General features: G+C 61.6%; 25 protein-coding genes. 15 read left to right on the top strand and 10 right to left on the bottom strand.

Features of this window, described 5'->3' with window-relative positions; genetic code table 11:
- The first annotated feature begins 1 nt into the window (after position 1).
- A complete protein-coding gene (gene proC, locus BBJ66_RS14740) occupies positions 2-829 on the top strand; it encodes a pyrroline-5-carboxylate reductase (protein WP_071087896.1) in 828 nt (275 codons plus the stop codon).
- Between the two features lie 117 nt (positions 830-946).
- Complete coding sequence (locus BBJ66_RS14735; RefSeq protein WP_071087893.1) at positions 947-1,288, top strand: tRNA-binding protein; 342 nt, start codon at positions 947-949, stop codon at positions 1,286-1,288.
- Positions 1,289-1,495: 207 nt separating this feature from the next.
- Here the strand turns inward: BBJ66_RS14735 and BBJ66_RS14730 are convergent, their stop codons facing one another.
- Positions 1,496-2,149, bottom strand: coding sequence for an MBL fold metallo-hydrolase (locus BBJ66_RS14730; RefSeq protein ID WP_071087891.1), 654 nt, complete (start codon positions 2,147-2,149; stop codon positions 1,496-1,498).
- A 287-nt stretch (positions 2,150-2,436) separates the two neighbouring features.
- Here BBJ66_RS14730 and BBJ66_RS14725 point away from each other — a divergent pair, with 287 nt between their 5' ends.
- From BBJ66_RS14725 to BBJ66_RS14705, 5 genes are all read left to right on the top strand, one after another.
- Positions 2,437-3,054 carry a DUF1236 domain-containing protein gene (locus BBJ66_RS14725; RefSeq protein WP_071087889.1) on the top strand — a complete coding sequence of 206 codons (618 nt, stop codon included), beginning with the start codon at positions 2,437-2,439 and terminating at the stop codon, positions 3,052-3,054.
- A gap of 187 nt (positions 3,055-3,241) precedes the next feature.
- Positions 3,242-3,511 (top strand): hypothetical protein, encoded by a 270-nt coding sequence (locus BBJ66_RS14720; protein ID WP_071087887.1) that lies wholly within the window; start codon positions 3,242-3,244, stop codon positions 3,509-3,511.
- A gap of 292 nt (positions 3,512-3,803) precedes the next feature.
- Positions 3,804-4,295 carry a MarR family winged helix-turn-helix transcriptional regulator gene (locus BBJ66_RS14715; RefSeq protein ID WP_049736209.1) on the top strand — a complete coding sequence of 164 codons (492 nt, stop codon included), beginning with the start codon at positions 3,804-3,806 and terminating at the stop codon, positions 4,293-4,295.
- Positions 4,296-4,997: a response regulator gene (locus tag BBJ66_RS14710; protein ID WP_049736210.1), complete on the top strand. Its 702-nt coding sequence runs from the start codon at positions 4,296-4,298 to the stop codon at positions 4,995-4,997.
- 134 nt (positions 4,998-5,131) lie between these two features.
- A complete protein-coding gene (locus tag BBJ66_RS14705; protein ID WP_049736211.1) occupies positions 5,132-6,508 on the top strand; it encodes an ATP-binding protein in 1,377 nt (458 codons plus the stop codon).
- On the opposite strand, the gene BBJ66_RS14700 is transcribed toward BBJ66_RS14705, so the two are convergent.
- Positions 6,505-6,963 carry a winged helix-turn-helix transcriptional regulator gene (locus BBJ66_RS14700; protein WP_063844357.1) on the bottom strand — a complete coding sequence of 153 codons (459 nt, stop codon included), beginning with the start codon at positions 6,961-6,963 and terminating at the stop codon, positions 6,505-6,507. The genes BBJ66_RS14705 and BBJ66_RS14700 overlap by 4 nt on opposite strands.
- Positions 6,964-6,998: 35 nt before the next feature.
- Between BBJ66_RS14700 and BBJ66_RS14695 the strand changes: the two genes are divergently transcribed.
- Positions 6,999-7,871, top strand: a complete 873-nt coding sequence (locus BBJ66_RS14695) for an oxidoreductase (protein ID WP_071087885.1) — start codon at positions 6,999-7,001, stop codon at positions 7,869-7,871.
- 65 nt (positions 7,872-7,936) lie between these two features.
- Here the strand turns inward: BBJ66_RS14695 and BBJ66_RS14690 are convergent, their stop codons facing one another.
- The 3 genes from BBJ66_RS14690 to BBJ66_RS14680 form a co-directional block, all read right to left on the bottom strand.
- Complete coding sequence (locus tag BBJ66_RS14690) at positions 7,937-8,398, bottom strand: BA14K family protein (RefSeq protein WP_049736295.1); 462 nt, start codon at positions 8,396-8,398, stop codon at positions 7,937-7,939.
- Between the two features lie 149 nt (positions 8,399-8,547).
- Positions 8,548-8,763 (bottom strand): cold-shock protein, encoded by a 216-nt coding sequence (locus BBJ66_RS14685; RefSeq protein ID WP_003561293.1) that lies wholly within the window; start codon positions 8,761-8,763, stop codon positions 8,548-8,550.
- Between the two features lie 488 nt (positions 8,764-9,251).
- A complete protein-coding gene (locus BBJ66_RS14680) occupies positions 9,252-10,142 on the bottom strand; it encodes a DMT family transporter (RefSeq protein WP_071087883.1) in 891 nt (296 codons plus the stop codon).
- 97 nt (positions 10,143-10,239) lie between these two features.
- Here BBJ66_RS14680 and BBJ66_RS14675 point away from each other — a divergent pair, with 97 nt between their 5' ends.
- Entirely contained in the window at positions 10,240-10,713 is a 474-nt protein-coding gene (locus BBJ66_RS14675) for a DUF3052 domain-containing protein (RefSeq protein WP_071087881.1), read from the top strand.
- A 4-nt stretch (positions 10,714-10,717) separates the two neighbouring features.
- Here BBJ66_RS14675 and BBJ66_RS14670 read toward each other — a convergent pair whose 3' ends face one another.
- The 3 genes from BBJ66_RS14670 to BBJ66_RS14660 all read right to left on the bottom strand — a co-directional run bounded on the left by BBJ66_RS14670 (position 10,718) and on the right by BBJ66_RS14660 (position 15,069).
- Positions 10,718-11,860, bottom strand: coding sequence for a PQQ-dependent sugar dehydrogenase (locus tag BBJ66_RS14670; RefSeq protein ID WP_071087880.1), 1,143 nt, complete (start codon positions 11,858-11,860; stop codon positions 10,718-10,720).
- Between the two features lie 61 nt (positions 11,861-11,921).
- A complete protein-coding gene (locus tag BBJ66_RS14665; RefSeq protein WP_071087878.1) occupies positions 11,922-12,695 on the bottom strand; it encodes a class GN sortase in 774 nt (257 codons plus the stop codon).
- Positions 12,685-15,069 carry a marine proteobacterial sortase target protein gene (locus BBJ66_RS14660; protein WP_071087876.1) on the bottom strand — a complete coding sequence of 795 codons (2,385 nt, stop codon included), beginning with the start codon at positions 15,067-15,069 and terminating at the stop codon, positions 12,685-12,687. The genes BBJ66_RS14665 and BBJ66_RS14660 overlap by 11 nt, the downstream gene beginning before the upstream one ends.
- A 510-nt stretch (positions 15,070-15,579) precedes the next feature.
- On the opposite strand from BBJ66_RS14660, the gene BBJ66_RS14655 reads away from it, so the two are divergent.
- The 5 genes from BBJ66_RS14655 to BBJ66_RS14635 all read left to right on the top strand — a co-directional run bounded on the left by BBJ66_RS14655 (position 15,580) and on the right by BBJ66_RS14635 (position 19,524).
- Complete coding sequence (locus BBJ66_RS14655) at positions 15,580-16,782, top strand: pyridoxal phosphate-dependent aminotransferase (protein ID WP_049736218.1); 1,203 nt, start codon at positions 15,580-15,582, stop codon at positions 16,780-16,782.
- Between the two features lie 99 nt (positions 16,783-16,881).
- Positions 16,882-17,142 carry a type II toxin-antitoxin system Phd/YefM family antitoxin gene (locus BBJ66_RS14650; RefSeq protein ID WP_049736219.1) on the top strand — a complete coding sequence of 87 codons (261 nt, stop codon included), beginning with the start codon at positions 16,882-16,884 and terminating at the stop codon, positions 17,140-17,142.
- Between the two features lie 2 nt (positions 17,143-17,144).
- On the top strand, positions 17,145-17,525 hold the full coding sequence (locus BBJ66_RS14645; protein WP_071087874.1) for a type II toxin-antitoxin system VapC family toxin: 381 nt from the start codon (positions 17,145-17,147) through the stop codon (positions 17,523-17,525).
- Between the two features lie 188 nt (positions 17,526-17,713).
- On the top strand, positions 17,714-18,619 hold the full coding sequence (locus tag BBJ66_RS14640) for a glycosyltransferase family 8 protein (protein WP_071087872.1): 906 nt from the start codon (positions 17,714-17,716) through the stop codon (positions 18,617-18,619).
- Positions 18,620-18,654: 35 nt separating this feature from the next.
- Entirely contained in the window at positions 18,655-19,524 is an 870-nt protein-coding gene (locus BBJ66_RS14635) for a hypothetical protein (protein ID WP_049736222.1), read from the top strand.
- A 13-nt stretch (positions 19,525-19,537) separates the two neighbouring features.
- Here BBJ66_RS14635 and BBJ66_RS14630 read toward each other — a convergent pair whose 3' ends face one another.
- The gene (locus tag BBJ66_RS14630) at positions 19,538-20,635 is read right to left on the bottom strand and encodes a calcium:proton antiporter (protein ID WP_071087870.1); all 1,098 of its coding nucleotides are present in this window, start codon (positions 20,633-20,635) and stop codon (positions 19,538-19,540) included.
- A gap of 229 nt (positions 20,636-20,864) precedes the next feature.
- On the opposite strand from BBJ66_RS14630, the gene BBJ66_RS14625 reads away from it, so the two are divergent.
- Positions 20,865-21,146 (top strand): DUF2188 domain-containing protein, encoded by a 282-nt coding sequence (locus tag BBJ66_RS14625; RefSeq protein ID WP_049736224.1) that lies wholly within the window; start codon positions 20,865-20,867, stop codon positions 21,144-21,146.
- Positions 21,147-21,148: 2 nt separating this feature from the next.
- On the opposite strand, the gene BBJ66_RS14620 is transcribed toward BBJ66_RS14625, so the two are convergent.
- Positions 21,149-21,664: a GrpB family protein gene (locus tag BBJ66_RS14620; protein WP_071087868.1), complete on the bottom strand. Its 516-nt coding sequence runs from the start codon at positions 21,662-21,664 to the stop codon at positions 21,149-21,151.
- Positions 21,665-21,718: the final 54 nt, after the last annotated feature.

The following is a 21,718-nucleotide window of genomic DNA, read 5'->3' as shown; positions in this document are numbered from 1 at the left end:
GATGCCCGCGAACACCTTCTCCTCGACAAATCCCGTCGTCCTGATCGGCGCCGGAAATATGGGCGGGGCGATGCTCTCCGGCTGGCTGAAAAGCGGCGTGCCGGGCTCGGCCGTCATTGTCGTCGATCCCGGCCCGTCGCCGGCGATGCTGGCGACGATCAGCGAGGCCGGCGCGACCCATGTGGTCGCGGCTCCCCCGGCTTTGAAGGCAAGCGTGCTGTTTCTCGCGGTCAAGCCGCAGGTGATGGAGACGGTGCTGCCGGCGGTGAAAAGTGCCGTCGGGCCGGAAACCGTCGTCGTCTCGGTGGCTGCCGGCAAGACGCTCGGTTTCCTTGAGACGCATCTGGGCAAAGCCGCCATGGTGCGGGCCATGCCGAATACGCCGGCCATGGTCGGGCGCGGCGTCACCGGCGCCTTTGCCAATTCAGCGGTCAGCAATCAGCAGCGCGAGCGTGTCCACTCCCTTCTCAGCGTCTCGGGTCCTGTGGAATGGGTGCCCGCGGAAACCGATATCGATGCCGTGACGGCGCTGTCGGGCAGTGGTCCTGCCTATGTGTTCTATCTCGTCGAATGTATGGCGGAGGCAGGCCGTAAACTCGGCCTGCAGGCGGACCTCGCCATGCGTCTTGCGCGGGAAACAGTCGCGGGGGCTGGTGAACTCTTGCACCAGTCCCCCGACGACGCTTCGCGGCTGCGGCAGAATGTGACCTCTCCCGGCGGCACGACGGCGGCGGCACTCGCCGTGCTGATGGCCGAAAACGGCATGCAGCCTCTGTTCGACGCAGCGCTGGCGGCGGCGCGCAAGCGGGCCGAAGAGCTGGCCGGCTAGAGCGCCGCGCGTCTATAAAGACGCGCCAAGGACGCTCTAACATTTTGAATGCGCATCATTCCTTTGCGAAAATCGATCTCGATTTTCGCAAAGGAATGATGCGCTAGCGGAGACGATATGGCCGAGGAGATTAGCTACGCCGATTTCGAGCGTGTCGACATTCGCATCGGCACGATCCTCGAAGCCAGTCTCTTTCCGGAAGCGCGCAAGCCGGCGATCAAGCTGCTCATCGATTTCGGTCCCGAGATCGGCATCAAGAAATCCTCGGCACAGATCACCGTGCACTACACGCCGGAAAGCCTGATCGGCCGGCAGGTGCTCGGCGTCGTCAATTTCCCGCCACGCCAGATTGGGCCGGTCCGCTCGGAAGTACTGACGCTGGGTTTCGAGGACGAGAATGGTGCAATCGTGCTTACGGCGGTCGAGCAGCCGGTGCCGAACGGCAGGAAGATGATGTGAGCGAGCGCTCACAGCAGTTCGTTGACAAGCTGTCCTGCGTCATGCTCGGCCTTGTGCCAAGCATTTGTTCATCGCAGTTTCTTGACAGAAAAACGTTTATTTTCAGGTGCTTGATTTTACGTGCGTAGACCCTCGGCACAAGGCCGAGGGTGACGTCGCGGGTTTTGCATTGGTTTGCCAGTAGCCTGATTTGCCCGAGCGGGATGCTCAACGCGGCTTGATTTCCTGCAGAAATGGATTGCTGCGCCGCTCATCGCCGATGCGGCTGCCGGGGCCGTGGCCGCAGATGAAGCCGACGTCGTCGCCGAGCGGCAGCACCTTGTCCCGGATCGAATCGAGAAGCTGCTGATGATTGCCGCCCGGCAGGTCGGTGCGGCCGATCGAGCCGTTGAACAGTACGTCGCCGAGATGGGCGAAATTCTGCGCACGGTTGAAATAGATGACGTGGCCGGGGGCATGACCGGGCGCATGATAGACCTCGAATTCGTGGGCACCGAAAGAGATCGTGTCGCCATCCTTCAGCCAGCGGTCGGGTACGACGTTGCGCAAGCCCGATATGCCGTATTTTTCGGCCTGGGTCTCGATCCGCTGCAGCAGCGGCAGGTCGTCCTGATGCGGGCCGACCACGTCGATGCCAAGGGCTTCCTTCAGCTCGCTGGCGCCGCCGGCATGGTCGAGATGGCCGTGCGTCAGCCAGATTTCCTTGATGATCAAGCCGTTTTGCGCGATCGCCTGCAGGATGAGCGGCACGTCGCCGCCGGGATCGACGACAACGCCTTCCTTGGTCTCGGGATCGAAGAAGATCGTGCAGTTCTGCTGGAAGGGTGTCACTGGAATGATGCCGGCCTGGAGCATGCCCATAGGTGCCTCGCTTGGTGTCTCGGATGCCCCGGGTATAGTCCGAAACCGCGTCAAGGACAGCCGGAATCTTCTGTGTCTGCTGCCCGCCTCACGGCAAAAAGACGGGCTGCAACAAGAGTTTATGCCTCGCGATGTTGCCGCCAGAGGCCGGAAAACTCTTGTTTTCTTCAATATATTCAATGGCTTGCGAACGGCGCCTCGCAAGTGGTCTTTCGCGCTGCGGAGTGGGGGGGAACATCGTGGAACGCCGTGCGTTGTCCGCGCATCGAAACCAAGGAGACGCTCAGATGACCTTGAAGAGACACATTCTATTGGCTGGAGCCGTGCTCCTGGCGAGCGGCGGTCTGGCGCAGGCGGAGATGATGGCGACGACCGTCAACGATCTCAACGTCCGCGCCGGCCCCGGCCCGCAATATCCGGCGGTCGGTCTTGCCACCCGCGGCTCGACCGCGGTGCTCGACGGCTGCATCGAAGGCAGCCGCTGGTGCCGTGTCGACGTCAACGGCATGCGCGGCTGGGTCTATGCCGATTATCTGCAGGTCGACCGCGGCGGCACACCGGTCATTGTCGAACAGAACCGCGCCGAGATCGGCGTTCCCGTCGTGACCTACGAGTCGACCGCCAGCGTCGTTCCGGCTGACCCGCAGCCGGCGCCTGGCGACGAGTTGCTCGGCCCGGTCGGGGCCGTTGAGACCATCACCCCGCCGGAGACGGTCCGCACCTATATCGAAACCAATCCCGGCCAGACGGTGCAGCTCGGCGGCGACGTCGTCGTCGGCGCCGAGGTGCCTGCCGATGTTACCTTCCAGTCGATCCCGGATTACGAATACCGCTATACGAGGATCAACGACCGGCCGGTGCTGGTCGATCCCGGGACCCGCCGGATCGTCTACGTTTATCAGTGATGTAACCGGTAAAAATACATCGAGGCGGTCGGCTGGCCGCCTCGGTTCCAGCCCGTCCTCCTTCTCCCTTGCCTCCCGCATGGGTTGATTTTTTCTTAACGCTTTCCTTCTGAATATGATAAAATACTAATATGCCGAAGGTTCGGCATATAACGGCGATCGGGGAGATCGCCAGAGGAGGAAAGTCATGGAAGCGCTACTTCCGCTCGTCATCCAAATGATTGCCGGTGCCATCGGCGGCAATGCCGCGAGCGCCGCCTTGAAGCAGCAAGCGATCAATGTCGTCGCCCGTACGATCGCAGGCGCGATCGGCGGCATCGCCGGCGGCATGCTGCTCGGCATGGTCGGTGGGGAAGCGGCTATGACCGGCCTGATCGCCGACGGCATCGGCGGTCTGATCGGCGGCGGCATTCTCTCGACGCTCGCCGGACTGGTTATGGCACGGGCGCATCGATAAATGCCCGGCGGGCGTTCAGCCTAAGCGCCGCGCGTCTTTTCAGCCGCACGGCGCCGTAACGCTTTGATGTGCCGGGCCGATTGCGTGAGGATCTTATCCGGCGGCGACCGCTGCCTCCGCCGCTTCAAGCGCCATGCCTGTTGATTGTTGTCCCCATTACGTTTTATCCACAGACGCAAGGGGAAATCGCGTATTGCGTCGGAGTGCCGGGCGGGTCTTGGTTTCCAGGAAATGCTGAGGAAATAAGAGTCCGTGCGTTTCCCGCGGGGGCGGGAAGAGAAAGGAATGCCGCGTGTCACGACAGACCGGCCCGAAAACAGGCAAGCCAGAGCCGCTGGCCACGCCGATGGAAGATACCGACACCATCGATTTCGAGATCATCGAGCTGTTCTTCTTCGCCTATCGCGACTTCGTTTCCGATCCTGACGCTATCCTCGAAACGAGCGGCTTCGGGCGGGCGCATCACCGTGTCGTGCATTTCGTCAACCGTAACCCCGGCATGACGGTGGCCGATCTTCTCGATACGCTGAAGATCACCAAGCAGAGCCTTGCAAGAGTGCTGAAACAGCTGATCGATTCAGGCTATATTCGCCAGGTCGCAGGTCCAGAGGACCGGCGGCAGCGCAAGCTTTATCCGACGAAATCGGGACGAGAGCTGGCGCTTGCCCTTGCCGAGCCGCAATCGCGCCGCATTGAGCGGGCATTCGAAGGGGCTTCTGCGGAGGTGCGGGAGGGCGTAAAAGCTTTCCTTAGAGGCATGCGGGACAGACAGAAGGCGGATTGAATGGCGGTCAAGACAGGTATTTCCGACGATGCGGCGCATCTGCTGGTGGTCGACGACGACTCGCGCATCCGCGCGCTGCTCAATCGTTATCTCGCCGAGAACGGCTTCCGCGTCACCGTCGCCGCCGACGGCGCCGAGGCGCAGCGCAAGCTCACGGGTCTCGATTTCGACCTGATCATCATGGATGTGATGATGCCCGGCGAATCCGGAATCGAGGTCACCCGCGGGCTTCGTGCCATCAAGAACGTGCCAATCATCATGCTGACGGCGCTGGCGGAATCGGGCAACCGCATCGAAGGCCTCGAGGCCGGCGCCGACGACTATCTTTCCAAGCCTTTCGACCCGCGCGAACTGGTGCTGCGCATCAACAACATTCTGCGTCGCAATGCCGGTGGCGAAGGGCCGAAGATCGAACAGGTGATGTTCGGCCCCTACACCTTCTCGCTGACCCGCAAGGAGCTGAAGAAAGCCAGCGAGGTGATCCGGCTCACCGACCGCGAGCAGGAGATCATGCTGCTCTTTGCACGGCGCGCCGGCGACACGATCCCCCGACACGAACTGATCGGCAACGACACCGAGGTCGGCGAGCGGACGATCGACGTGCAGATCAACCGGCTGCGGCGTAAGATCGAGGATGATCCGGCCAATCCCGTCTGGCTGCAGACCGTGCGCGGCATCGGATACAGGCTGAGCATCGACTAAAGCATGTCGCGCAAAAGTGTGCAGCGGTTTTGCGGCAACGACATGCGGAAAAATAAAGAGCTAAAGCGCAAAGAGCGAATCTGAAAGATCGCGACGCGCTTTAGATCTAAGGATAGAGGCCAGGACCGGCGCTGATGGTGACGATCGACAGCTTGCGGCGGGAAGACCGCAGTTCTGCGCCGGGCTGGCGCTGGATCCTCCGCTGGCTGCGCCGGCGGCTGCCGACCGGGCTTTACGCACGCTCGCTGCTGATCATCATCATTCCGATGGTGCTGCTGCAATCGGTCGTCGCCGCCGTTTTCATGGAGCGCCACTGGCAGATGGTGACGGAGCGGCTGTCGCTTGCCGTTACCCGCGACATTGCTGCGATCATCGAGATCATCGAAACCTATCCGCAGAATTCGGATTATAGCGAGATCGTCCGCATCGCCCGCGACCAGCTCAGCCTGCAGATCTCGATTGAGCCGGACGGCGACCTGCCGCCACCGCGCGTCAAGCCGTTCTTCTCGATCCTCGACGGCATCCTCAGCGACGAGATCACCGACGAGATCCACCGACCTTTCTGGATCGACACGGTCGGCAATTCGAACCTCGTCGAGATCCGCATCAAGCTGGACAACAAGATCCTCAGGGTGCTGACCAAGCGCAGCCAGACCTATGCCTCGAACACGCATATCTTCATCGTCTGGATGGTCGGCACCTCGCTGGTGCTGATCGGCATCTCGATCCTCTTCCTGCGCGGGCAGATCCGGCCGATCCTCACCTTGGCGCGCGCGGCCGAAAGTTTCGGCAAGGGGCAGAAGCCCGATGATTTCTATCCGCGCGGCGCCGACGAGGTGCGGCGCGCCGGCCTTGCCTTCATCCTGATGCGGGAGCGAATCGAGCGACAGATCGAACAGCGCACTGCCATGCTCTCCGGCGTCAGCCATGATCTGCGCACCATTCTCACCCGTTTCAAACTGCAGCTGGCGCTGGCCGGCGACAATCCCGACCTGCATGGGCTGAACGACGACGTCAACGATATGCAGACCATGCTGGAGGCCTATATGGCCTTCGCACGCGGCGAGGTCGAAGAGGATGTCGGCGAGCTGAAACTCAGCGAGATCTTCGCCAAACTGGAATCCGATTTCGCTCTGCACGGCAAGACATTCAGCTATTCGATCGAAGGCGATGATGACATATCCGTCAGGCCGAACGCTTTCATGCGTCTGGTCACCAACCTTGCCTCGAATGCGCGCCGTTATGCCGGCAGGCTCGATATCGAGGCCAAGCACAATGCCAAATGGCTGACCGTCATTTTCGACGATGACGGTCCGGGCATTCCGGAAAAGAACCGCGAGGACGTGTTCAAGCCGTTCTTCCGGCTGGATGCGGCGCGTAACCTCGATGCCTCCGGCACCGGCCTCGGCCTGGCCATCGCCCGCGACATCGCCCGCAGCCACGGCGGCAACGTCACCCTCGGCGACAGCCCGCTTGGCGGACTGCGGGCAACGATCCGCATCCCGGCCTAAACGCCTGCAACGGTCAGCTTCACGGCGTTGCGCGCATCGAAATCGCCCAAGCGTTCGACGATCCAACGCCAGAGCGCGGCAACCTGCATGAGGAGGTCGCGTCCGAGCGGCGTCAACTCATATTCGACGCGCGGCGGCACTTGCGGATAGAGGGTGCGGATGATGAGTCCGTCTCGTTCGAGGGTGCGCAGCGTCTGCGTCAGCACCTTCTGGCTGATGCCCTCGACCCTCTCCATGAGGCGCGAGAAGCGCAAGGGTGCGCCGGCATCGGAGAGCACGTGCAGGATGCGCAGCGGCCATTTCGCCGCCGCGCGCTCGATCAGTTCGCGGGCGCGCGCATCCTGTTCGTCCGTCATGGAGCAGCAGAAATCGAACATGTCGCCGGTCAAGTCAGTTACCTCAAGGTGTGTATAGATCGTCGGGGTACCTTCTTTCGATCGGATACAATAGACCATACATCAGCCGGGAACCAAAGAAGGAAGGGTTTCCGATGTCCAGGGTCTGGCTGATTACAGGAAGTTCGCGCGGTCTCGGCCGGGCGCTGGCGGAGGCAGTTTTGGCCTCCGGCGACAATCTGGTGGCGACGGCGCGCGATCCCGCCCGCCTTGCCGATCTCTCCGAGCGGTATGGCGGCCAGGTGCTGACGATAGCGCTTGATGTGACCGACGAGACGGCGGCAGCGGCGGCGGTCGAGGCTGGCGTGAAGCGGTTCGGGCGCATCGACGTGCTCGTCAACAATGCCGGCTACGGCAATGTTTCCTCGATCGAAGATACCAGTCTCGCCGATTTCCGGGCTCAGATCGAGGCCAACCTGTTCGGCACGATCATCATGACCAAGGCGGTCATCGCCTTGATGCGCGGGCAGGGGGCAGGGCACATCATTCAGTTCTCATCCGTCGGCGGCCGGATCGGGCCTGCCGGGCGCGGCGCCTATTCGGCGGCGAAATTTGCTGTCGAGGGCTTTTCCGAGGTGCTGTCGAAAGAGGTCGCGCCGTTCGGCATAAAGGTGACGGTGATCGAGCCCGGCGGCTTCAGAACCGATTTCGCCGGCGCCTCGACGGTGCTTGCCGAAGGGCGGGCGGAATATGCCGAGACGGTCGGCGCCACCGTGCGCTTCCAGCGTGACTATAACGGCCGCCAGCCCGGCGATCCCGCCAAGGCGGCCGCGGTCATTATCCATATCGCCGGTCTCAACCAGCCGCCGTTCCGGCCACTGCTTGGCAGTGATGCCGTAGGCAATGTCGAGAAAGCTGATGCCGCGCGTATTGAAGCTGATCGGGAATGGCGCGCCGTCAGCGTCTCGACCGATTTCGACACCGATGCCGAGGTCGGACCCATGCCTTGGGAAAAGAAGGCCGGGTGAAGGGCTCAAAAAACAAAAAAAGCGCCGCTGATCAGCGGCGCTTGTTACCTGGGATTGTTGAGCGATCAGCCGGCGGTGCAGAAATGGCTGCGGCCGTCATTGCCGATATAGGTGCCGCTGCGCGGATCGAAGGAGCGGTAGCGGTAAGAGCAGTAACGCTCCCATTGCGGCGACCAGGGCTCCACGGCGGCGCGGGTCGGCGCATAGTATCGCGGCTGCTCGACATATTGCGGCTGCTCGACATAGACTCGGCGCGGGGCGCGATAGACCGGGGCGGGCTCGTAATAGTCCGGCTCGTAGGCCGGGTCGATGTAGCGGCGCTCTTCGTAAGCGGGACCATTATTGGCATTGGCGATAGCCGAGCCGACGATCAGGCCGGTGGCGAGACCGACGGCGCCGCCGACGAGCGCATCGTTGCCGTTGTGATGGCGCCAATGACGGTCGCGGGCCGATGCCTCGCTGATGGCGGAAAGCGTGAGTGCGGCAGCCGTTGCCGTCAGCAGAAGAGTCTTGGCGAGCCTGTTCATCAGCGTAAAGTCCTAATCCCGGGAACCGAACGCCGGTTCCTTTCTCGATGATGACAGTCCTATCGATTGGTAGCTGAACGAAGGCTGAACGACAAAACCCGGCATCGCTGCCGGGCTTCAACTCGAAATTCGACAGCCTTGTTAAGGGTTCAGCCCGCAATCTGCAGATTGACGGCCTTGGGGCCCTTGCCGCGGCGATCCGGCTCCGTGTCGAAGCTTACCTTCTGATTTTCCGTCAGACCGGCCAGCCCGGAGGCTTGAACGGCAGAAATGTGAACGAAGATATCGGCGCCGCCCCGGTCCGGCTTGATGAAGCCGAAGCCTTTGTCGGTATTGAAGAATTTTACAGTCCCAGTCTCTGCCATGCGTCAGGTCCTTTTCTCTCTGCCCGCCATCCACACGGGCAGCATCATAGCATTGCCTCCTTGCGGGAGGTGTTGGCAGGCAATTCTTGAAATGTGAGAAAAAGGTCCCCTCTACCTCGGCCTGCTCCAGGCAGGACTTTCGCCCGCCATTTTTTGGAACCGGCTGACCGGGATAATTAGCGTTCCCGGCGCGCAAATACTTAAGGACTTCCCATGCTCGCAAAATGCCCGAACGCGCTGAGAGTGCTGCGTTAAACGAATTTTGGCAAGTAAAAGTTTTTTGCCGTGTCGTTCGAGGCACACCCGCCCGGATATCCAATTTGCGCAAAAACGCAAAATTTCCTTCGCCGATAGGGAATGATTAACGTTTTATATCGTCTGCAATATAAATTTCGGGCAGATTTTCCCAAAAGTGCAACGTGCACGCGTCTTTTCGGTTCCGACGAATTTTTTTAAAAGATGCCACTCACCCATATTTGGACGCGTGTTCAGGCGGCTGGCAGGCGCCGGCGAGCGAATCCGGGTACGAGTTCGACTACAAGCATAGCGATAAACATGAGCGCGCAACCTGCATAACCGGTGGCCGGCATCGTCTCGCCGAGCAGCAGGGCTGCGAGCGAGGCGCCGAAAAGCGCTTCGGAGGAGAGAAAGATCGCGGCCTGCGAGGGTGTAGTATAACGCTGGGCGATCACCTGCAGCACGAAGGCCAGGCCCGAGGAGAAGATGCCGACATAGAGGATCTCAGGTCCTGCGGCCCATATCGCCGATACGGTGATCGGTTCAAAGGCTGCGGCCATCGCGAGCGCACAGACCGCGGTGACGGCGAATTGTGTGGCCGAGAGCGCGAGCGGCCTGCCGGTCGCAGAAACCGTCGTGCCGGCAAGGGTGATCTGGATTGCCCAGAAGACGGCGCAGGCGACGGTCAGGAGATCACCTGATGTGAGCGCCGAGAGATGACCGCCGGACAGGAGATAGATACCGGCGACGGCCATCAGCGCGCCCGGCCAGATGATCCAATGCGGGGCGCGGCGCAGGAAGAACACGGCAATCAGCGGCACGAAGACGACATAGAGGCCGGTGATGAAGCTGGAATTCGTCACAGTCGTCGTCTGCAGCCCGACCTGCTGCGTGACTGCGCCGCTGAAGAGGGCAAGGCCGGTGAGGACATAGAGTTTCGCATGGCGTGCGCTTGTCTTCGCCTTGGCTTTGCGCGCTTCAAAAACGACGAAAGGCAAGACGGCCAGCGTGGCGACGGCAAAACGCAGGGCGATGAACCAGAAGGGTCCGACTGCCTTCATCGCCGTCGACTGGGCAACGAAGCCGCCGCCCCAGATGGCGGCTGCGAGCAATAGCAGGAGGTTCGCCTGAGCGCGCGTCATGTCGGCCTCGATGGGAAAGGGTGCGCCCGAGCGGTTAGCAGTTGCGTTTCCTCAAGGCAAGGGTGAAGACTTCATGCCTATCGGCGGAGATGGCAGGATGCGACACGAAGAAAGCCGGCCTGCCGGCGATACGGCAGCGACGTCCGGGACCGCAGGATATTCAGGCAGACCGCTCGCCAGCAAGCTCGGCCTTGGACGCGGGCAGGCGGCTGCTCTTCTCGGCGTTCCCGAAACGATGGGCGACATTCATGGCTTCGAGGGTTTTGCCTCGCTCGCCCTTGCGCTTCCGGACACGGCTTGGCGGGCGTTTGACTATGTGCATCTGTTTGTGACCGAACGCGCGGCGCTCGAGGCTGCCGCGGTTAAACTCTTCGGGGTTCTCAAGCCCGACGGCATGCTCTGGATCTCCTGGCCGAAAAAAAGTTCGCGGGTGCCAACCGATGTCACCGAGGACGTTTTGCGGGAGATCCTGCTTCCGACCGGTCTTGTCGACGTCAAGGTCTGCGCCGTCGACGAGATTTGGTCGGGGCTGAAATTCGTCATCCGCAAGGAGCTGCGCGGCGCGTTGTGATCTTTCAGCCGTTATTGGCCTCAGTGCGCGAAACCCTGAGCAACGCGCCGTTATCCTCGTCCGTCACCATCAGCAGCGCGCCATCGGGCGCGACGATGACATCACGGATGCGGCCGTATTCGCCCTCGAACAGGCGCTCTTCGGCGACGAAGGCGCCGCTCTCGTCGCGCTGCATGCGCGAGAGCAGCTGGAACTTCAGCGCCGCGACGAGAAAATTGCCGTCCCATTCCGGAAACATGGTGCCGCGATAGACGGTCAGCGCGCCAGGGGCGATCGATGGATCCCAGTAATGCAGCGGCTGTTCCAGCCCCTTTTTGGCGGTGCCTTCGCCGATCTCGGCGCCCGAATAATCGCGGCCATAGGTGATGATCGGCCAGCCGTAATTCTTGCCCGCCTCGGGCTCATTGATCTCGTCGCCGCCGCGTGCGCCATGTTCGACGGTATAGAGTTTGCCGTCCTTGGTGTCGAAGGTGATGCCCTGCGGATTGCGATGACCTTTCGACCAGATTTCCGGCAGCGCCTTGCCGCCGTCCTTGAACGGATTGTTGGCGGGGATGCTGCCATCGGCATTGATGTGGATGATCGAGCCGGCATCGTCCCGCCAGTCCTGTGAGCGGTCGCGGTCGCCGCGGTCGCCGACGCTGATGAACAGCGAACCGTCACGGGCAATGGCGATGCGCGAGCCGTACTGGATATTGCCTGAGGTGAAACGCTGCATGGTGAAAACGGGTGTAACGGCGTCGAGTCGCTTCTCGTCATCGGAAAGCGTGGCGCTGAAGGCCTCGGTGCCGGAACCCTGTCCATTGGCAATGGCGGCGGTGAAATAGAACTTTCTCGATGTCGCAAAGTCCGGAGCGAGCGCCACGTCCATCAGGCCGCCCTGGCCACGGGCGCTGACCTTGGGCACGCCGCCGATCGGGTCGGAGACCTTGCCGTCGCGGATGATGCGCATGCGGCCCGGCCGCTCGGCGACGAGGTAGGCGCCACCGGGCAACACCTCGACCGCCCAGGGATGGTCGAGCCCGTCCGCGATCTTTTCGACACGGACCGTGGGGCCTTGTGTGTTGACCGTATCGGCGGCATCGGCCGATACGGTTCCGAGCAAGACCAGCGCTGCGGCGAAATGGAAGGCGGACAGTCTCTTCATCTTGTATCCCCGTCGTCTCTCCAGCGTCAAACCTGGAGCGGACAGGGGAGGGGTTCAACCCTCATTCGGCCTGCAATAACGGCTTTGTGTTTGCCGGTTGAACGGAACCTGTCGCTTGTCCATCGACCAGTTCGGCTTCGAGGATGTAGCGCAGCGGCCCGCGTTCGGTCGCGTCGAAGGGCCAGCAGGTGGTCAGCACCAGGTGACGACCATCGGAGGCGGGATCGATGCCGCTGGCATCCCAGGGAGCGATGCGGCCTTCGCCGGCCTTGAAGGTCAGCACCTTGCCGTCGCGGCGGGTGACTTCGATGGTGTCGCCCGGCTTTATGTATTGCAGCCAGCGAAAGTGGGTGTCGCGATGGGCGGCGATAACAGCGGTGCCTTCATCGCCTGGCTGCGGCGTGTTGGCGAGCCAGGCAGGACCAAAGGCAAGCGCTTCGCCGGAAGCGCCGGACAGCACGATCGCCTCTTTGCCCAGGCGCGGCGCACGCACTTTGGCCTCGGTGGTGAAATCCGCCCAAGGCCAGGGTTTTGTCTCCTGGCCCTTGAGTTCAGCGGCGAAGGCGCGTTTCAGCAGGATCTGAGAGAGCTCCGCCTTCGCCTTCAGCAGGAAGCCGTCGCCGATCAGCACCAAGCCGTAGAGCGCAAGGCCGGCAATGGCGACGGCGATCGCTTTTTCGATCGAGGAAAGGCGCCAGAGGAAGAAACCCTTCCTCTGGCGCGCCTTCGGCCGGTCGTGGGCCGTGGCAGCGGCCATGGCGAGCTCCAGATAGGTCGGAAGCGGCTCGAATTCGGCCGCTTCCTCGTCCCGGCTTGCTACGAGCCTAGAGGCCATTTGGCTTGGCTCCGACTGCTATCATACGCTTGATGCGCCGGCGCCAGACGGCGAGCCCGCTTGCCGCCGTCAGTGCCAGGAGCAGCATGGTAAACCCGCGGATGATCTGCCCGTCGGCGCGCGTCGCCGTCTGCGGTAGTTTCACGGTCGAACCCTTCTGCGCGATCATCGTCGCGGCCTTGGCGGTCGGGGCTGCGGCCATCATGTTCGCGATCTCAGGCGATCCGGCGAGATCCGCTGTTCCGGCCGCGGTCTGCTGCGGTCCGGCATTTCCTGCAGGCGTAGCCGCGCCATGACGTTCTCCGCTACCGGGAGGAACAGCGTTTTCGCCGAAGACCTTGTCGAAGTCCCAACCCTCAGGCAGGTTGAGCGGCAGTTTCGCCGAGCCGAGCGGCTCGCCGGCCGGCCGAGACGGGGTGACATCGACGGCGACCAGGCTGGTGAGGCGGGAGACGAGATGGTGGGCGAGTGCCACCGTCTCGATATCCTTGTCGAGCGCAGCCGGATCCTGACGCTCATAGGCGCGGGCTTCGAAATCGTCGATCTTGCGCCGCGCCCAGAGCTTGGAGATCCCGCTGCCGTCGGCGGCATTGGCGATATCCATTTCGACGCGCCAGGGCTGGTCGCCTGTCTTGCCGATGATCTCGAGCTTGCCGGCGGGCTTATTCCCAGGCAGCTCCGCTGTGAGAATGACAGGTTCGCCGCTATAAAGGTCCGGCATCGGGTTCGGCGTGATGTCCTCGGCTGCGATGCCTTCGAAATGCGCTGATATATCGGTCATGGCGGGGTTCTGCAGCTTGGCGAAAAGCTCGCCCATGCGGCTTGCCACCTGATCGGCCGAACCGATCTGAGTGAAGGTCCCACGGCCGATTTCGGCGGCCTTGGTCATGAAATAGGTGTTCGGCGCCGAGCCGATGCCGACGGTGAAGACACGGGCATCGCCGCGGTTTGCGGTAATTTCCTGGAAGAGCTGCTGTTCGTTGCCGATCGCGCCATCGGTCAGGAATACGACCTGCCGCAGTGCGGCGGCTGCGACCGGTCCCTGATTGCGCAGCGCATCCTCAAGAGCGGGCAGCATTTCCGTGCCGCCGTCGGCAGTCAGGCCCCTGACATAGGCGATCGCCTTTTCGCGATTATCCGGGGTGGCGGCGACGAGGCCCTTGAAATAGTCGGTCATCGTGTCGTCGAAACGGATGACGTTGAAGCGGTCGTCAGGGTTCAGCCTGGAGATGGCGAGCGCCAGGCTCTGCCTTGCCTGCTCGATCGACGGGCCGGACATGGAACCGGAATTGTCGATGACGAAGACCACTTCGCGTTTTGCCGGCGGCGTTGCCGCATCCGGCGCCGTGGGCGGGGTGACGAAGGCGAGCAGATAGGCCTTGCCATCCTTCACCTCGCGGAAGAGGCCGGCACTCGGCAACTTGCCGGGAGCAGCCTTCCATGTAAGCTCGAAATCCTTGTCGGCGGGAACGGCGTCCCCCTTCAGGCTGATCGTTCTCGCCTGGTCGCTGTCCTGGCGGATATCGACCTCGTGAAAGGACGATTTGACGTCGCCGAGCGGGAAGCCGGCCTTGAGGTTGACGGTCAGCGATACCGGATTGATCCTGGCATTCTCGCGCGGATCGAGTACCGGGGCCTCGATCTTCTCACGATTTTCCACCGGATCGCGCGGCGTCGCGAAACCGGCGCCGTTGTTGAACTCGACGGTCTGAACGATCGGTGCCGGATTGTAGCGCGGCGCGACCACCATCGGGAAGCGCAACGAGAACTCGCCGCCCGACTGGTGGACCGTCTCCTGATATTCGATCTGAACGACGATCTCTTCGCCGGGGCCGATATTGGCAACCTGGTTGGTGAAGATGTTCGGCCGCTGCTGTTCGAGCAGCGCCGTCTTCTTCCCCTCGGCCTTGGCCTGCTCGTAGATCTCGCGGGCTTCCTGGCGCGGCTTGATCTGGCCCTCGATGAAGCGTTCGCCGATTTGCATCTTCAGCGCATCGACGGCGGAATTGTCCGGCAGCGGAAAGACGTAGGTGCCCTCGACCCAGCCCTTGCTCGGGTTCTGGAAACGCTGCGTCACCTTCACCCTGGCGACCGGGCCGGAGACATCGATGGCGACATCGGTCTTCAGCCGCGGCGCCTCGACATAAAAGCCCGGCTCCGTCGACGGGAAGAGCAGCGAGCCGCTGTTGACGTCGTTCGGCCGGACGAAGGCCACGCGTTGGCCGGATATCTGCTGCGTCTCGGCGCGGGCAGCGGAGGCAAGCCCCAGCATCGCCGTGACACAGGCGACAAAGGCGGTGGCGGCGACAAGAAATGAAATGGAAATTCGGCGCGCGCGTATGCGGCCTATGGCATACTCATCTTCCAGAAACATTGGCATACCCTCAATAACCAATTTCGGATGTGAGAATGATGCGGCTTCGATCTCGGCGCGCTCGCGACCGAATTGCGGCGCGGCGTGGCATTTGTTGCGGCTTATTCGTGGCCATGACGAAATCCGACGATCTGTCTGATTTCAAAAGACATAGGTGAGGAAAAAACGCGATCGTCGCACCCGCGAAAGTGCCGGATGCTGTCGAGACGTCACCGACCGTCCGCCGCAGTCGTTAGCGATAATCCTAATCTCTTTGACATGCCCGCAAATGACTTCGAGGAAACGGAGAATCCCGATGATCTCAGATCTGGCTGCAAGAGTTGCGCCGAGCACTTCAACTTCTGTCCGAAGCGCCGGCAAGCTGGGCGGCCGGTGCGGCAAAAGGATCAATAAGAATCATTGCCCCCATCACGCCTTTGCGCTTGAAATGCCGTCATACATTGGACATAGAGCTAACCGCAGAACTCCGGTCGCGGCTTTCTGCCCGTTTCAACCAATAGGACCGATATCATGGCCTTCCTTGCCGATGCTCTTTCCCGTGTGAAGCCTTCAGCCACCATCGCCGTTTCCCAGAAAGCGCGCGAGCTGAAAGCAAAAGGACGTGACGTCATCGGCCTCGGTGCAGGTGAACCGGATTTCGATACGCCCGAGAATATCAAGACGGCCGCCATTGACGCGATCAACCGCGGCGAGACGAAGTACACGCCCGTCTCCGGCATTCCCGAATTGCGCAAGGCGATCGCCGCCAAGTTCAAGCGCGAGAACGGCCTGGAATATTCCTGGGAGCAGACGATCGTCGGCACCGGCGGCAAGCAGATCCTGTTCAACGCCTTCATGGCGACGCTGAACCCCGGCGACGAAGTCGTCGTCCCGGCACCCTATTGGGTGTCCTATCCTGAGATGGTGGCGCTGTGCGGCGGCACGCCGGTTTTCGTTTCGGCCAGCCAGGAGCATAATTTCAAGCTCCAGGCCGCCGATCTCGAAAAGGCGATCACGCCGAAGACCAAGTGGTTTATCTTCAACTCGCCGTCCAACCCGACGGGTGCTGCCTATACGCATGATGAGCTGAAGGCGCTGACGGATGTGCTGATGAAGCACCCGCATGTCTGGGTGCTGACCGACGACATGTACGAACACCTGACCTACGGTGACTTCAAGTTCGTCACGCCCGTCGAAGTCGAGCCGAAGCTCTACGACCGCACGCTGACGATGAACGGCGTCTCCAAGGCCTATGCGATGACCGGCTGGCGTATCGGCTATGCGGCAGGCCCGATCCAGCTCATCAAGGCGATGGACATGATCCAGGGTCAGCAGACCTCGGGCGCGACCTCGATCGCCCAGTGGGCGGCCGTCGAAGCGCTGAACGGCACGCAGGATTTCATCCCCGAGAACAAGAAGATCTTCGAAGGCCGCCGCGATCTCGTCGTTTCCATGCTGAACCAGGCCAAGGGTATCGTCTGCCCGGTGCCGGAAGGCGCCTTCTACGTCTATCCCTCCTGCAAGGGCTTGATTGGCAAAACCGCCCCCTCGGGCAAGGTTATCGAGACGGACGAGGATTTCGTTTCCGAACTGCTGGAATCGGAAGGGGTTGCTGTCGTTCATGGCTCGGCCTTCGGCCTCGGCCCGAACTTCCGCATTTCCTACGCAACCTCGGAAGACCTTCTCGAAGAAGCCTGCCGCCGCATCCAGCGCTTCTGCGCCGCCTGCAAGTAAGCGGACTGCGCTAGTATCGATCGAAGGCCTGCCGGCGACGGCGGGCCTTGTTCTTGCGGCGACGTTGATGATGTGGCTGCATGTAGCTACATTTGTGGCATGAAGACCGTTTCGATCCGCGATGCGAAGAACCGCCTGACCGAGCTTGCCCGCGAGGTCGAGGAAGGCGAGACTATTGTCGTGACGCGCAACGGCCGGCCGGTGTTCGATCTCGTGCCGCATCAGAAGCGCGGCGGCTTGGACCTCGAAGCCGGTCAGGCTTATCTTTGTGCGCGGGGCATCACCAATCCTGTACCGTTCATCGCCGATGATTTTGATGATCCGCTGCCCGAGGATTTTCTCCTGCAGCCTTTGCCGTAGCGATGAGGCTTCTTCTTGATACCCACATCGTTCTTGCCATCCTCCGGAAAGACGCTGGCCGACGATTTCCTGAGATCGTCTCACTGCTTGGCGATAGCAAAACTGTAGGCTTCGTCAGTGTAGCAAGCCTTTGGGAAACGGCGATCAAGGCTCGTCTGGGAAAGCTGGATCCTGGCATGCCGCTTGAAGACATTGCCGGGTCTCTCGAGGAAATAGGGCTGATACTGCTGCGGATCGACATCCCGCACGTCATCACCGCCGCCGACCCGGCGCCGGAGATGCGCGATCCTTTCGACCGACTGCTGCTGGCGCAATGCAAGGTCGAGGGCCTGCAGCTTGCGACGGTTGATCGGCTGCTCGTTGGTCATCCGCTGGCGCTGTGACTTTAGGCTCACATCCCGATTCAAGGCCTTAGGGCGTTGAATCCATTTTTCTTCGCAAGTCGTTGAATTCAGATTCAAAACGTGACGAGGAGCGACGGTTCATCCGGTGATCTGCGGTTGCGGGCGGCCGCCAAACCCACTAGATATCCGGCATCAAATTTAAGTTGCCGCTTCGGGGGGCCGGGATTTTGCAGCAGAGTGCGGTGATCGTCTGTTCGGATGTCAACATGCTGCCAGCCGCCTGCTGCACGCTGCTTTCGGTCAAGCGCAATCTCGGCGGTCCTGGCGTGGAGTTCCTGCTTCTCGGTATCGACCTTAAGCCGAACGAGATCGCCGAGGTCGGCAATTTCGCGAAGCTGCACGACATGGCGATCACTGTGCTGCCCTACAATACCCCGGATACTGCAAAGCAGGCCCGGGGCCGCTGGTCGGGCGCGACGCTGGCGCGGCTCTATATGGATCTGCAAATCCCTGAAACTGTCGAACGCCTGCTTTACCTCGATGCCGACGTGCTTGCGGTGGCGCCCGTCGACGAACTCTTCACCAGAGATCTCCGAGGCAAGGCGCTTGCCGCGGTCGACGATTATGTCATGGCCTTCCCAGAGAAAGCCGGAGCACGGCAGCGTAAGATCGGCATGCGCGAGGGCGGACGCTATTTCAATGCCGGCGTATTGCTGTTCGACTGGTCGGCCTGCCAGGCGAAGGGACTTTTCGCCAGAACCCGGGAAATCTTCGAGGAGCGGTCGCATCTGTTCGAAAACAACGACCAGGACGCGCTGAACGTCACGTTCGACGGCGACTGGCTGGTGCTCGATCCGCGCTGGAACACGCAGACCGGGCTCCTGCCTTTCGTCGCCCGGCCGGCCATTTTTCATTTCACCGGCCGCAAGAAACCGTGGCAGGCGACCGTTCCCTGGGTGCATCGGCGGATGGCCAGGCAGTATGTCGAGGATCTCCGCAATACGCCCTGGGCGTCCTTCTGCAGGCAGCCGTCGGCCGCGGGCCGGATCGGCGGATTCTTCTCGCATGTGGGAAAGCAGATCGGCGGGCTGGCGCGGCTTGCCCGGATGCGCGCCTATTTCAGCAACAGCTAGCAAGGTGCGTCCTTGGAAAGTGCATGTGAGCCGATATGGAATCGATCCCCAGTGATATGCAGAGGCTAGCCGCCGCCGATAGCGGCTTCAATTTCCTGACGCCGGAGGCGTGGACGGCGCTGCTGTCGCGCTATTCCCACATCGTGCTGGTGGCAAACAGCGAGGCGGTCGATTTCGAGCGGCTGCGAAGCGAGCTGCCGGAGACGGCGCTCTACGTCTTCTTCAACAATGTCTACAAGGTGCTCGACGAACCCTTCGCCGGTCATGGGGTGCTGGTTGCCCGCAGCGGCGTGATGGGCGCCAACATCGTCCACCGGCGCGAAGTGGCGGATGTCCTGCGCTTTTTTGCCGGCGGTGATTTTCTGGGCGTCGTCAACATCCGCGTTTCCCCCGAGGAGAACTTCAGCGAGGAGAGCCGCTTCAACGGCGCCGGCGCCCGCCACCTCGACCTGACGCAAATGATCGGAGATCTCTATCCGACAGGCAAGATCGCGACGAGCGGCTTTGCGATGGCGCTCTGGCTCGCCGACTTGCACCTGCCGGGCAAGATCCTGCTTGCCGGCTTTTCGGCTAAGAGAAGCGAGAAGTGGAAGGTCTTCGACGTGCACGATTGGACGTTCGAGCAGATTTTCCTGCGGCTCTTTGCCAGGATGGGTACGATCTCGATGATGGGCGGCGTCGATGCCAGCCCCTATGCGGCGCTCGCCAAACGCTTTCCGCAGGTGCCGCCGATCGAGATCGCGATGACGGCGGCCGAAGTCCTTTCCGAGCGGCTTCACAATGCGAACAGTCAGATCGACAGGCTGATGTCCGTCACCAAATCCATCCGCGCCATCGAGGGTTTCTTCCGGCGTTTCAAGCCGAAAACCCGTAAGGAGCGTTTCCTCGAGAAGTCGAAGGAGTGACGGCGCGCCGCTTTTAAAGCCCCAGCGCCGTCAGCATGACGAAGGTGGCAAAGAGAATGAAGTGCGTCATGCCCTCGATGGCGTTGGTCTCACCGTCGTTGAGGTTGATCGCCGCGGCAATCAGCGTGATCGTCACCATCACCGTCTGCACCGGGGTCATCGCCATGATGAAGGGCTGGCCGGTATAGAGCGCGATCGCCTCCATGACGGGCACCGTCAGGATCACCGTCGACAGCGAGGCGCCCATGGCGATGTTGACGGTGGCCTGCATGCGGTTTCTGAGCGCTGCCCTCAAGGCGGTCAGGATCTCAGGGGCGGCTGAAATCGCCGCGACGACGACGGCGGTCACGGCGATCGGCGCGCCGCTGTCGCGCAGGCCTTCGCTCATGAAAGCGGCCATGAACTCGGCCAGCAGGCCGATGATGACGACGCCGACGAGAATGGTGGCGATCGAGATTGCGGCCGGCTCGTCGGAACCATGCTCGCCCGGGCTTTCTTTTTTCCGTTCGGAGCGCGGGTAGCTGTAGCTGAAGAAATAGCTGTGCTGGCCGACCTGCATGCGCAGGAAGAGGCCGTAGAGCGCAATCATCGCGACGATGGTGAAGGCGGAATAATAGTGCCATCTGTCACCGGGCACGAATTCCGGAACAATCATCGAGATGCCTATGGCGGTCAGGATCATCACACCGTAGGTCTTGCCCGAATTGTCGTTGTAGGGCTGTTCGCCGTGCTTGAGGCCGCCGAGCAGGGCGGCGAGACCCAGAATGCCGTTGATATCGAGCATCAGGGCAGAATAGATCGTGTCGCGCACCAGTGTCGGCGAAGTCTCTCCGCTCATCATGATGGCGAGGATGATGACCTCGACGGCGACGGCCGACAGGGTCAGGATCATCGTGCCATAGGGATCGCCGACCTTGATGGCGAGCAGTTCGGCATGATGGGCAACGCGGATCGAGGCGAGAACGATGGTGCCGACCAGGGCGGCGGCGGCGATCAGCGCGACGCCACGTCCCATCTCGATCACGGCGTGTTCCAAGAGATAGGCGACGGCTGCAACGGCAAGTGCGGCGACCAGAAACTTCTCTTCTTTCAAGCGTGACGCAATCCTCACGTCTCAGCTCCTGTCCTGATTCATACGTTTTATCTAAGTCACTGATTTCGCATATCAAGCAGGCTGCTATCCAGGGCCATTTGCAGTCTTTGGCGTTTAATGGAATACTGAACGTCATCGGGGCCGGAAAGCAGATCGCGGCGTCCTCGAATTCTCGTCAAGCGGCCGCGATGATCCGGATCCTGTCCGGAAGCGTGCGAATGCGCAACAAAGATGAGGAGACGGATGCATGATCAAGGTGGTCTACGAAGTCGTGCCGCACGATGGCGGTTGGGCCTACAGGCTCGGAGGCGTCTATTCCGAGGCATTCCCGACTCATGCCGAGGCGCTCGAAGCTGCGCGCATCGTCGCGGACGAACAGCAGGTCGGCGGCGATTCCGCCGAGATCAGCTGGCAGGACGAGAATGGCAAGTGGCATGAGGAATATGCCGAAGGTGGCGACCGGCCCGAAACTGAGGTGGTGGATGGTCAGTGGAAGGACCGCGGGGCCGGGGCCTCGCAAGGCATATGAAGTCAACGATCGTCCGCCAATGCCCGCGCGACGATCGCGTCGACGAATTCGCGCTTGTGCGCGGTATAGCCGTCGCCATCCATCCTGAATTCGCCTGCCAGCCTGCGTTTCAGCGCGGCATATTCGGCCGCTGCCTCCGGGTGCGAGATGAGATAATCCCGGAACGCCAGCCTGTTTCGATGCGTGCCATTGCCGGCAGGACAAAGGTAGACTCGCTGCCGCGGCACCGAACCTCTCGATAGAAACGCCCAGACCTCGTCGTCATAACGATTGCCGCGTGGTTCGTAGCCTTCCGCCAGAAGCACAGCGGTAGCCTCCTCGATATGCCCGAGGCCGGGAAGAACGATGTCGATATCGATCAGCGGCTTGGCGGCCATGCCTGATATGGACGTGCTGCCGATGTGATCGATGGAGAGCGCCTGCGGCAGCAAAGCGAGCAACCTGTCGCGGATGCGCCGGAACGCCTGCGGCCATTGCGGATCGTAGGGCACAAGTTCAACCGGATCGTGGCTCATCATCTCTTTCCGCTACAGGGCCGCGCATCCAATAGCGACGGGATGCTCTCTTGCGTT

The organism is Rhizobium sp. RSm-3 (assembly GCF_001854685.1).
GTDB classification, from domain to species: Bacteria; Pseudomonadota; Alphaproteobacteria; order Rhizobiales; family Rhizobiaceae; genus Rhizobium; species Rhizobium ecuadorense.
The sequence above is the reverse complement of the archived record's forward strand: the minus strand, read 5'-3'. Positions and strand labels throughout refer to the sequence as shown.

What these genes read in the sequence shown, in the direction of transcription:
- BBJ66_RS14720 (WP_071087887.1), top strand. Translation starts at nt 3,242, where the DNA reads ATGGAAGCGCTACTTCCGCTCGTCATCCAAATGATTGCCGGTGCCATC.
- BBJ66_RS14625 (WP_049736224.1), top strand. Translation starts at nt 20,865, where the DNA reads ATGATCAAGGTGGTCTACGAAGTCGTGCCGCACGATGGCGGTTGGGCC.
- BBJ66_RS14620 (WP_071087868.1), bottom strand. Translation starts at nt 21,664, where the DNA reads ATGATGAGCCACGATCCGGTTGAACTTGTGCCCTACGATCCGCAATGG.
- BBJ66_RS14695 (WP_071087885.1), top strand. Translation starts at nt 6,999, where the DNA reads ATGTCCAGGGTCTGGCTGATTACAGGAAGTTCGCGCGGTCTCGGCCGG.
- BBJ66_RS14735 (WP_071087893.1), top strand. Translation starts at nt 947, where the DNA reads ATGGCCGAGGAGATTAGCTACGCCGATTTCGAGCGTGTCGACATTCGC.
- BBJ66_RS14700 (WP_063844357.1), bottom strand. Translation starts at nt 6,963, where the DNA reads ATGGTCTATTGTATCCGATCGAAAGAAGGTACCCCGACGATCTATACA.
- BBJ66_RS14670 (WP_071087880.1), bottom strand. Translation starts at nt 11,860, where the DNA reads ATGAAGAGACTGTCCGCCTTCCATTTCGCCGCAGCGCTGGTCTTGCTC.
- BBJ66_RS14730 (WP_071087891.1), bottom strand. Translation starts at nt 2,149, where the DNA reads ATGGGCATGCTCCAGGCCGGCATCATTCCAGTGACACCCTTCCAGCAG.
- BBJ66_RS14660 (WP_071087876.1), bottom strand. Translation starts at nt 15,069, where the DNA reads ATGTTTCTGGAAGATGAGTATGCCATAGGCCGCATACGCGCGCGCCGA.
- BBJ66_RS14655 (WP_049736218.1), top strand. Translation starts at nt 15,580, where the DNA reads ATGGCCTTCCTTGCCGATGCTCTTTCCCGTGTGAAGCCTTCAGCCACC.
- BBJ66_RS14645 (WP_071087874.1), top strand. Translation starts at nt 17,145, where the DNA reads ATGAGGCTTCTTCTTGATACCCACATCGTTCTTGCCATCCTCCGGAAA.
- BBJ66_RS14685 (WP_003561293.1), bottom strand. Translation starts at nt 8,763, where the DNA reads ATGGCAGAGACTGGGACTGTAAAATTCTTCAATACCGACAAAGGCTTC.
- BBJ66_RS14680 (WP_071087883.1), bottom strand. Translation starts at nt 10,142, where the DNA reads ATGACGCGCGCTCAGGCGAACCTCCTGCTATTGCTCGCAGCCGCCATC.
- BBJ66_RS14725 (WP_071087889.1), top strand. Translation starts at nt 2,437, where the DNA reads ATGACCTTGAAGAGACACATTCTATTGGCTGGAGCCGTGCTCCTGGCG.
- proC (WP_071087896.1), top strand. Translation starts at nt 2, where the DNA reads ATGCCCGCGAACACCTTCTCCTCGACAAATCCCGTCGTCCTGATCGGC.
- BBJ66_RS14650 (WP_049736219.1), top strand. Translation starts at nt 16,882, where the DNA reads ATGAAGACCGTTTCGATCCGCGATGCGAAGAACCGCCTGACCGAGCTT.
- BBJ66_RS14710 (WP_049736210.1), top strand. Translation starts at nt 4,296, where the DNA reads ATGGCGGTCAAGACAGGTATTTCCGACGATGCGGCGCATCTGCTGGTG.
- BBJ66_RS14705 (WP_049736211.1), top strand. Translation starts at nt 5,132, where the DNA reads ATGGTGACGATCGACAGCTTGCGGCGGGAAGACCGCAGTTCTGCGCCG.
- BBJ66_RS14690 (WP_049736295.1), bottom strand. Translation starts at nt 8,398, where the DNA reads ATGAACAGGCTCGCCAAGACTCTTCTGCTGACGGCAACGGCTGCCGCA.
- BBJ66_RS14665 (WP_071087878.1), bottom strand. Translation starts at nt 12,695, where the DNA reads ATGGCCTCTAGGCTCGTAGCAAGCCGGGACGAGGAAGCGGCCGAATTC.
- BBJ66_RS14635 (WP_049736222.1), top strand. Translation starts at nt 18,655, where the DNA reads ATGGAATCGATCCCCAGTGATATGCAGAGGCTAGCCGCCGCCGATAGC.
- BBJ66_RS14675 (WP_071087881.1), top strand. Translation starts at nt 10,240, where the DNA reads ATGCGACACGAAGAAAGCCGGCCTGCCGGCGATACGGCAGCGACGTCC.